This is a genomic window from Mycobacterium sp. TH-M82, from assembly GCF_057473605.1.
In genome coordinates, this window is sequence record NZ_JBYCKY010000694.1 from 1 (window position 1) to 7713 (window position 7713).

A 7713-nucleotide genomic window follows, 5' to 3' on the forward strand; every position below is an offset into this window, starting at 1 on the left:
GAGCTCACTGACCGCGGCCAACCGCTCACCAGCGGCCCGGTTCTCCGCCCGCGTCGCCACGGTCATCCGATCAACCAGCACCGCAGCCGCCTCGGCCTGCGCCTGTGCCGTCACCTGCACATCGTCATCGAATATGCATTCGATGCTATACGGACGCTACGACAGCATCGGGCCGACAACAGCGACAGGCACCGGTTCGGGCTTGTTCGGTCCGGTGTGGCTAGTACGGAACGATCCCCGCCAAACAGGGGCTTTTCACCTGGCAGTACTGGTGGCCGTAGAGCACGGCGGCGGCGATCACCGAGGCGAACACCGCCGACATCACCGCCACCGCCAGCGCCGAAACCACCGGGCGGTCCGGCACCATCGCCAGCATCAGGCCGGCGACGGTGCACGCCACCACGTAGAGCAGAACGACGAAGACCGCCGGTGTTTTGTCGACCAGGTGATACCACCAGGAGAACAGCGCCAGCCCGACCCCGGCCGACGGGAGCCAGACCGCAACCAGCACCAGCAGCAGCTTCCACCGTTTCAGCGAGTGATTTTGGCCGGGCACGATCACCGCTGCCGGCGCGCGGTCTGGTATGTCGGTGTTTATCGCCTCGGCCACCGCCACCGAGGAGCCCGAAAGCGCCGATCCCGGGCCGGTATTCGATGGGAACCCTGACAGCGGCTGCGGATACGGGCCGGTGTCGAAGATGGGCGCCGCGTGCGGTTCGGTCTCCGGCAGCGCTTTCCGCTGGTCGTCAACCACGCGACACCGCCTCAATCGCGACCAGCGCCCCGAACCAGCCGAGCGCCAGCGCGACCAGGAACGCGCCCAGCGCGGTCACCCAGCGACGCGAGGAAGACAAAATCAGAAACAGCCCGGCGGCGCTGGGCGCCCCGAGCACCAATGCGATCACGATGTCGGGTCGCAGGCGTGCTGAAACCAGCAGCGTCGCACCAATCGCAGCGACCACGCCCACCGCCGCCCCGACCAGCATCGCGCTGGTCAGCAACCACGGTCGGGGTAGTGGGATCACCGTTAAAACTGTACTGCGACCGCGCCGGTCAGCGCGGTAGCTACCCGGGGTGCCGCGTTGCCGTGTCGGCCACCACCGGGTCTCGTGTCGGCGGGCGCTCACCGTGCTCGTAGTCGGCGCCGGTGATCACCGCTCCAGCGTCCAGCGACACCTTCTCGGCGTCGGTGAAGGCGCGTCCGCGGGACAGGAAGCGCATCCCCTCGGGCGCCTCCAGGCTGAATCCGCCGCCACGGCCGGGGACCACGTCGATGATCAATTGGGTGTGTTTCCAGGCGGCGAACTGCGGCCCGGAGATCCACACCGGTACCGCGTCACCCGCCGCATTGTCGGCCCCCGCTAGATCGAGCACACCGAGCAAAACGTCACGGTCGCCGACGATGAAGTCGCCGTCCGGGTAGCACATCGGCGACGAGCCGTCGCAGCAGCCGCCGGACTGGTGGAACATCACCGGGCCGTGACGTCCGGTCAGCAGCTTCAGCAGATCGGCGGCCGCCGCGGTGATCAGCACGCGGGGCGGTGCATCCATCAGAACAAACCCTGCGCCTTCTCCGAATAGGACACCAGCAAGTTTTTGATCTGTTGGTAGTGGTCGAGCACCATCTTGTGGTTCTCCCGGCCGATGCCGGACTGTTTGTAGCCGCCGAACGCAGCATGCGCCGGGTAGACGTGGAAGCAGTTGACCCATACCCGGCCGGCCTGGATGTCGCGGCCGGCCCGGTAGCCGGTGTTGGCGTCGCGGCTCCACACCCCGGCGGCCAGGCCGTAGAGGGTGTCGTTGGCTTTTCCGATGGCGTCGTCATAGTCGGAGAACGACGTCACCGACACCACCGGGCCGAAGATCTCCTCCTGGAAGATCCGCATCTTGTTGTGGCCGGCGAAGATCGTCGGTTGCATGTAGTAGCCGCCGGACAGTTCGCCGCCGAGTTCGGTGCGCTCGCCGCCGCAAAGGACCCGCGCGCCTTCATCTCTGCCGATCTCGACGTAGGACAGGATCTTCTCCAGCTGGTCGTTGGAGGCCTGCGCGCCGATCATCGTGGCGGGATCCAGCGGATCGCCCTGGCGGATGGCCTTGGTGCGGATCGCAGCCAGCTCCAGGAACTCGTCGTAGATGTCGGCCTGGATCAGGCTGCGCGACGGGCAGGTGCACACCTCGCCCTGGTTCAGGGCGAACCCGGCGAACCCTTCCAGTGCCTTGTCGCAGAAGTCGTCGTGGGCGGCCAATACGTCGTTGAAGAAGATATTGGGGCTCTTGCCGCCCAGTTCCAGGGTGACCGGAATGATGTTGTGGCTGGCGTATTGCATGATCAGCCGACCGGTGGTGGTCTCCCCGGTGAACGCCACCTTGGCGATCCGGTTGCTCGACGCCAGCGGCTTGCCGGCCTCGGTGCCGAACCCGTTGACCACGTTGACCACCCCTGCCGGCAGCAGATCACCGATGAGGCTCATCAAGTACAGTACCGACGCCGGAGTCTGCTCGGCGGGCTTGAGCACCACCGCGTTGCCGGCCGCCAGCGCCGGCGCCAGTTTCCAGGCAGCCATCAGGATCGGGAAGTTCCACGGGATGATCTGGCCCACCACGCCCAACGGCTCGTGGAAGTGGTAGGCGACGGTGTCGTCGTCGATCTGGCTCAGCGTGCCCTCCTGGGCGCGGATCGCCGCGGCGAAGTAGCGGAAATGATCGGCGGCACCTGGGATGTCGGCGGCCAGTGCTTCCCGGATCGGTTTGCCGTTGTCCCAGACCTCCGCCACCGCCAGCTCCTCGCGGTGCGCGTCGATGCGGTCGGCGATCCTGCAAAGCACCGCCGCCCGCTTGGCGGGTGAGGTCTTGCCCCAGGCCGGCGCGGCGGCGTGCGCGGCGTCGAGCGCTTTGTCGACGTCGGCCGCACCGGAGCGGGCCACCTCGCAGAACACCTCGCCGGTCACCGGCGTCGGGTTTTCGAAGTACTCACCGCCGGCCGGGGGCGCCCACTCGCCGCCGATGAAGTTGCCGTAGCGGGACTCGTAGCTCATCAGTGCGTCCGCGGCGCCCGGACGTGCATAAACGGTCATCGGCCCAAGCCTTTGCTTCTCGGTGCTTCGAAGGTGCTATAAACCTCACCCTACCGTCGTCGGCACAATGGCTGCCATGTCTGCTGTGTCTGCTGACGCCCTCGACGACCCCCACCGGTGGCTCGAGGATGTCACCGGTGACGATGCGCTGGAGTGGGTACGCTGCCACAACGCACCGACGGTCGCGGAGTTTGGCGGCGTGGATTTCGATGCGATGCGCGCCGCGGCGCGCGACGTGCTCGACACCGATGCCCGGATCCCCTATGTCCGCCGCCGCGGCGAGTACCTCTACAACTTCTGGCGTGACGCCGCCAACCCGCGCGGGCTGTGGCGACGTACCACGCTGGACAGTTACCGCAGCGACTCGCCTGACTGGGACGTGCTGATCGACGTGGATGAGCTGAGCCGAACTCACGGCGAGAACTGGGTGTGGGCCGGCGCGATCGTCATCGAACCCGACCACACCCGGGCCCTGGTGAGTCTTTCCCGCGGGGGTTCGGACGCCTCGGTGGTGCGTGAATTCGACATGGCTACCAGGCAATTCGTGGCCGACGGGTTCGAACTGCCCGAGGCCAAAACCCGGATCAGCTGGGCAGACCCCGACACCGTGCTGGTGGGTACCGACTTCGGCGAAGACTCGTTGACCGAATCCGGCTACCCACGGGTGGTCAAGCGGTGGCGAAGGGGCCGGCCGCTGTCTGATGCGGCGACCGTGTTCAGTGGATCGCGCAACGACGTCGTCGTGGCCGCGGGTGCCGACCGGACACCGGGCTTTGAGCGCACCCTGTTGCGGCGCGCCGTCGACTTCTTCAACGACGAGGTCTACGAACTGCGCGACGGCGAACTGATCGGCGTCGGCGCACCCACTGACGCGACGGTTTCGGTGCATCGGCAGTGGTTGTTGATCGAGCTGCGCACCGACTGGGACATCGGTGCCGCTTCGTATGCCGCAGGGTCGCTGCTGGCCGCCGAGTACGACGAATTCCTAGCCGGGACAGCGCAATTGTCGGTGGTGTTCGAGCCCGACGAGCATACCGCGCTGCACCACTATGCGTGGACCCGCGACCGGCTCGTCATGGTCACCTTGTGCGACGTGGCAAGCCGCGTCGAGATCGTCACCCCCGGCAGCTGGCAGCGTCGGCCGGTGGCCGACGTCCCGGCCAACACCAACACCGTGATCGCAGCGGCCGACGACACCGGTGACGAGATCTTCCTGGACTCCAGCGGATTCGACACACCGTCAAGATTGCTGCACGGTACCGCCGACGGTCCGCTTTCCGAAATCAAGTCCGCCCCAGCTTTCTTCGATGCCGACGGTATGAGCGTCACACAGCATTTCGTCGCATCGAAGGACGGTACGTCGATCCCATACTTCGTCGTCCGGCCCCGCGACGCGAGCGGGCCGGCGCTGCTGGGCGGCTACGGCGGCTTCGAGGTGGCACGCACCCCCGGCTACGACGGGGTGCTGGGGCGGCTGTGGCTGGCGCGTGGCGGCACCTACGTACTGGCCAATATCCGCGGCGGCGGCGAGTACGGGCCAGGTTGGCACACCCAGGCGATGCGGGAGGGCCGGCACCTGGTAGCCGAAGATTTTGCCGCTGTCGCAACTGATTTGGTGGAACGCGGCATCACCACCGTGGACCAGCTGGGTGCCCAAGGCGGCAGCAACGGCGGGCTGCTGATGGGCATCATGCTGACCCGGTACCCGCAGCTGTTCGGCGCGCTGGTGTGCAGCGTGCCGCTGCTGGACATGCGCCGCTTTCACCTACTGCTGGCCGGGGCCTCCTGGGTGGCCGAGTACGGCGACCCGGACAACCCGGACGACTGGCGGTTCATCTCCGAATACTCGCCGTACCAACATATTTCCGCTGCACGTGATTACCCGCCGGTGCTGATCACCACGTCGACCCGAGACGACCGCGTACACCCGGGCCATGCCCGCAAGATGACCGCCGCACTCGAGGCGGCCGGGCACCGGGTGTGGTACTACGAGAACATCGAGGGCGGGCACGCCGGTGCGGCCGACAACGAGCAGATCGCATTCAAAGCCGCGCTGAGTTTTTCGTTCCTGTGGCGGATGCTCGGCGAAGCACCATGAGACCATCCGGCGACGGACCCAGCGCCCGCGATCATGCGGCGCCGTCGGTGTTCACCGCCGCCAACCTGTTGCGCGGCCAAGGCATCGCCGATCGACTGCAAAGGTAGATACTACCGATTTATGGTACCGTCTACCGTATGGCTCTGAACATCAAGGATCCGCAGGTCGACCGATGAGCCGCCGAACTCGCCGCCCGCCTCCATACCAATAAGACCAGCGCCATCCGCCATGCACTCAACGCCCAATTGGCGCTGCTGCATGTGCACACAGGCGACCGCGAACAGCAACTCCTTGACGTGATGCGCGCCGAGATCTGGCCGCTGCTCACCGACCACACCCTGATCAGCAAGCGGGAACGCGAGGAAATCCTCGGCTACGAACCCAAAACCGGCGTCTGAAAAGCCCGATGATTGTGGACACCAGGGCAGTCCTCGCCCTCGTTCAAGGCGATCAGCCGCATGCCGCACGGGTCGCGGCGGCCCTGGCCGGCGTACGCGGCCCGGTGATGTCGGCGCCCACGGCCGCCGAATGCCTGATCGTCCTGACCGCACGCCACGGCCCTGTCGCACGAACCGTCTTCGAGCGTCTGCGTGCCGAAATCAACTTGCGCCTCGAAGACTTCACCGACGACCACGCAATCACCGCGCAACACGCATTCCTGCGATTCGGTAAGGGCCGCCATTCCGCAGCTCTGAATTTCGGTGACTGCATGGCCTACGCCGCTGCTCAGCTCGGACACCGACCACTGCTGGCTGTCGGCGACGACTTCCCCCGCACCGATCTCCAATTCGGCGAGGGTGTCATCGGCTACTAGCCGAACGCCGCTTGACACCGGCTGGCTGGGAAGCTTGTCTGCTGTCATGCCGACACCTGAATTCCACACACTGCTCTACACCACGGCGCCTCCGGTCGCCACCGTCACGCTGAACCGCCCCGAGCAGCTCAACACCATCGTTCCGCCGATGCCCGACGAGATCGAGGCTGCGATCGGGCTGGCCGAACGGGACAGGTGCGTCAAAGTCATCGTGCTGCGCGGCGCCGGCCGGGCATTCTCCGGCGGCTATGACTTCGGCGGCGGCTTCCAGCACTGGGGCGAGGCGATGATGACCGGCGGGCGGTGGGATCCCGGCAAGGATTTCGCGATGGTCACCGCGCGGGAGACCGGGCCGACAAGTAAGTTCATGGCCATCTGGCGGGCATCCAAACCGGTGATCGCCCAGGTGCACGGCTGGTGTGTGGGCGGCGCGAGCGACTACGCACTCTGCGCCGACCTGGTCATCGCCAGCGAGGACGCCGTGATCGGCACCCCCTACAGCCGGATGTGGGGTGCATATCTGACCGGGATGTGGCTCTACCGACTCAGCCTGGCCAAAGTCAAGTGGCACTCGCTGACCGGCCGACCGCTCACCGGTGTGCAGGCCGCCGAGGTCGAATTGATCAACGAAGCGGTGCCGTTCGAGCGGCTGGAGGCCCGGGTCGCCGAGATCGCCAACGAACTGGCACGAATCCCGTTGTCGCAGTTGCGAGCACAGAAGCTGATCGTCAACCAGGCCTACGAGAACATGGGCCTGGCGTCCACCCAGACGCTGGGCGGCATCCTGGACGGCCTGATGCGCAACACCCCCGAAGCGCTCGACTTCATCGCGACCGCCGCCACCGAAGGTGTGCGCACCGCGATCGAGCGGCGTGACGGTCCATTCGGCGACTACAGCCAGGCACCGCCCGATCTGCGGCCCGACCCCTCGCACGTCATCGTGCCGTGACGCTGCTCACGACCTTCGCTGGGCGCCGGCCGCGTGCTGAACCACCGGCGATACTCGCCAGCCGCGACGAACCGCACGGTCTACTGCGCCGCCCCGCGCGCGATGCCACGCAGATAAGCGGCCTGGCCCAGGTGCTGCGCGCAGTCGTCGATGCTGCTGATCAGCCTCATGCTGACCGTCACCGGCGGATCCCAGCCCCGGTCCACGATGCGGCCCAGCTCGTCGGCGCTGACTCCGCTGACATACTCCAGCGTGAGCTGGTGCACGGCGTGGTAGTAGCCCGCCAGCAACGCCGCCGGCACCCGCACCTTGGTCACGTCGTCGGCGCCGTGCCCGTAGCCGGTGTCGTTGCGGGGTAGGTCCAGCCCGAACCGATCGGCCCAGCCGTCGCGGGTCCACGCCTGCTCGACGCCGGCGATCTGGGCGACCTGAAGATCCTGCACCCGAGCGCTGTGCCAGAGCAGCCAGGCGACGCTGTTGGCGCTCGGAGTGGGCCGGTAGCTGGCCGCTTCGTCGGTGAGCCCGTCGGTGAGTTCGTCGACGTGTTCGATCAACCGGGTGAACGCGTCCCGCAGCAATTCCCGGGCGGCGGTGTCGGCGCTGGCCATACCGGTGACCCTACGCGTGGGGCCGGTAACCGCTCCTTCATCACCCGAGACAGTTGCCGGACAGCAGCGACACCCGAGGTGCCTCACGTAAAAGTGAGCGCGAAGCGGTGGCTGGTGCCTCACGCATGGTGAGCGCGTGGGGGGCTTGCACTACTTCGCCTTGGCCAATC

8 protein-coding genes and 1 pseudogene are annotated in these 7713 nt (G+C 66.8%); 4 read left to right on the top strand and 5 right to left on the bottom strand.

The window, feature by feature from the left end:
* Positions 1 to 220: 220 nt before the first annotated feature.
* Genes AC2VON_RS20355 through exaC form a run of 4 tightly spaced genes read right to left on the bottom strand, consistent with a single transcriptional unit; the run spans position 221 to position 3074 of the window.
* Positions 221 to 754, bottom strand: a complete 534-nt coding sequence (locus AC2VON_RS20355) for a hypothetical protein (protein WP_486954534.1) — start codon at positions 752 to 754, stop codon at positions 221 to 223.
* Complete coding sequence (locus tag AC2VON_RS20360; RefSeq protein ID WP_486954535.1) at positions 747 to 1025, bottom strand: putative holin; 279 nt, start codon at positions 1023 to 1025, stop codon at positions 747 to 749. The genes AC2VON_RS20355 and AC2VON_RS20360 overlap by 8 nt, the downstream gene beginning before the upstream one ends.
* 40 nt (positions 1026 to 1065) lie before the next feature.
* Positions 1066 to 1551: a DUF779 domain-containing protein gene (locus AC2VON_RS20365; RefSeq protein ID WP_486954536.1), complete on the bottom strand. Its 486-nt coding sequence runs from the start codon at positions 1549 to 1551 to the stop codon at positions 1066 to 1068.
* Positions 1551 to 3074 (bottom strand): acetaldehyde dehydrogenase ExaC, encoded by a 1524-nt coding sequence (gene exaC, locus AC2VON_RS20370; protein WP_486954537.1) that lies wholly within the window; start codon positions 3072 to 3074, stop codon positions 1551 to 1553. The genes AC2VON_RS20365 and exaC overlap by 1 nt, the downstream gene beginning before the upstream one ends.
* A gap of 76 nt (positions 3075 to 3150) precedes the next feature.
* Between exaC and AC2VON_RS20375 the strand changes: the two genes are divergently transcribed.
* From AC2VON_RS20375 to AC2VON_RS20390, 4 genes and pseudogenes are all read left to right on the top strand, one after another.
* Complete coding sequence (locus AC2VON_RS20375; RefSeq protein WP_486954538.1) at positions 3151 to 5172, top strand: prolyl oligopeptidase family serine peptidase; 2022 nt, start codon at positions 3151 to 3153, stop codon at positions 5170 to 5172.
* A 137-nt stretch (positions 5173 to 5309) separates the two neighbouring features.
* Positions 5310 to 5570, top strand: a pseudogene (locus AC2VON_RS20380) (type II toxin-antitoxin system VapB family antitoxin).
* An 8-nt stretch (positions 5571 to 5578) separates the two neighbouring features.
* On the top strand, positions 5579 to 5986 hold the full coding sequence (locus tag AC2VON_RS20385) for a type II toxin-antitoxin system VapC family toxin (RefSeq protein WP_486954539.1): 408 nt from the start codon (positions 5579 to 5581) through the stop codon (positions 5984 to 5986).
* A 46-nt stretch (positions 5987 to 6032) separates the two neighbouring features.
* Positions 6033 to 6935 carry a crotonase/enoyl-CoA hydratase family protein gene (locus tag AC2VON_RS20390; RefSeq protein ID WP_486954540.1) on the top strand — a complete coding sequence of 301 codons (903 nt, stop codon included), beginning with the start codon at positions 6033 to 6035 and terminating at the stop codon, positions 6933 to 6935.
* A gap of 80 nt (positions 6936 to 7015) precedes the next feature.
* On the opposite strand, the gene AC2VON_RS20395 is transcribed toward AC2VON_RS20390, so the two are convergent.
* Entirely contained in the window at positions 7016 to 7543 is a 528-nt protein-coding gene (locus tag AC2VON_RS20395; protein WP_486954541.1) for a mycothiol transferase, read from the bottom strand.
* Positions 7544 to 7713: the final 170 nt, after the last annotated feature.

What these genes read in the sequence shown, in the direction of transcription:
- AC2VON_RS20365 (WP_486954536.1), bottom strand. Translation starts at nt 1,551, where the DNA reads ATGGATGCACCGCCCCGCGTGCTGATCACCGCGGCGGCCGCCGATCTG.
- AC2VON_RS20385 (WP_486954539.1), top strand. Translation starts at nt 5,579, where the DNA reads ATGATTGTGGACACCAGGGCAGTCCTCGCCCTCGTTCAAGGCGATCAG.
- AC2VON_RS20375 (WP_486954538.1), top strand. Translation starts at nt 3,151, where the DNA reads ATGTCTGCTGTGTCTGCTGACGCCCTCGACGACCCCCACCGGTGGCTC.
- exaC (WP_486954537.1), bottom strand. Translation starts at nt 3,074, where the DNA reads ATGACCGTTTATGCACGTCCGGGCGCCGCGGACGCACTGATGAGCTAC.
- AC2VON_RS20395 (WP_486954541.1), bottom strand. Translation starts at nt 7,543, where the DNA reads ATGGCCAGCGCCGACACCGCCGCCCGGGAATTGCTGCGGGACGCGTTC.
- AC2VON_RS20390 (WP_486954540.1), top strand. Translation starts at nt 6,033, where the DNA reads ATGCCGACACCTGAATTCCACACACTGCTCTACACCACGGCGCCTCCG.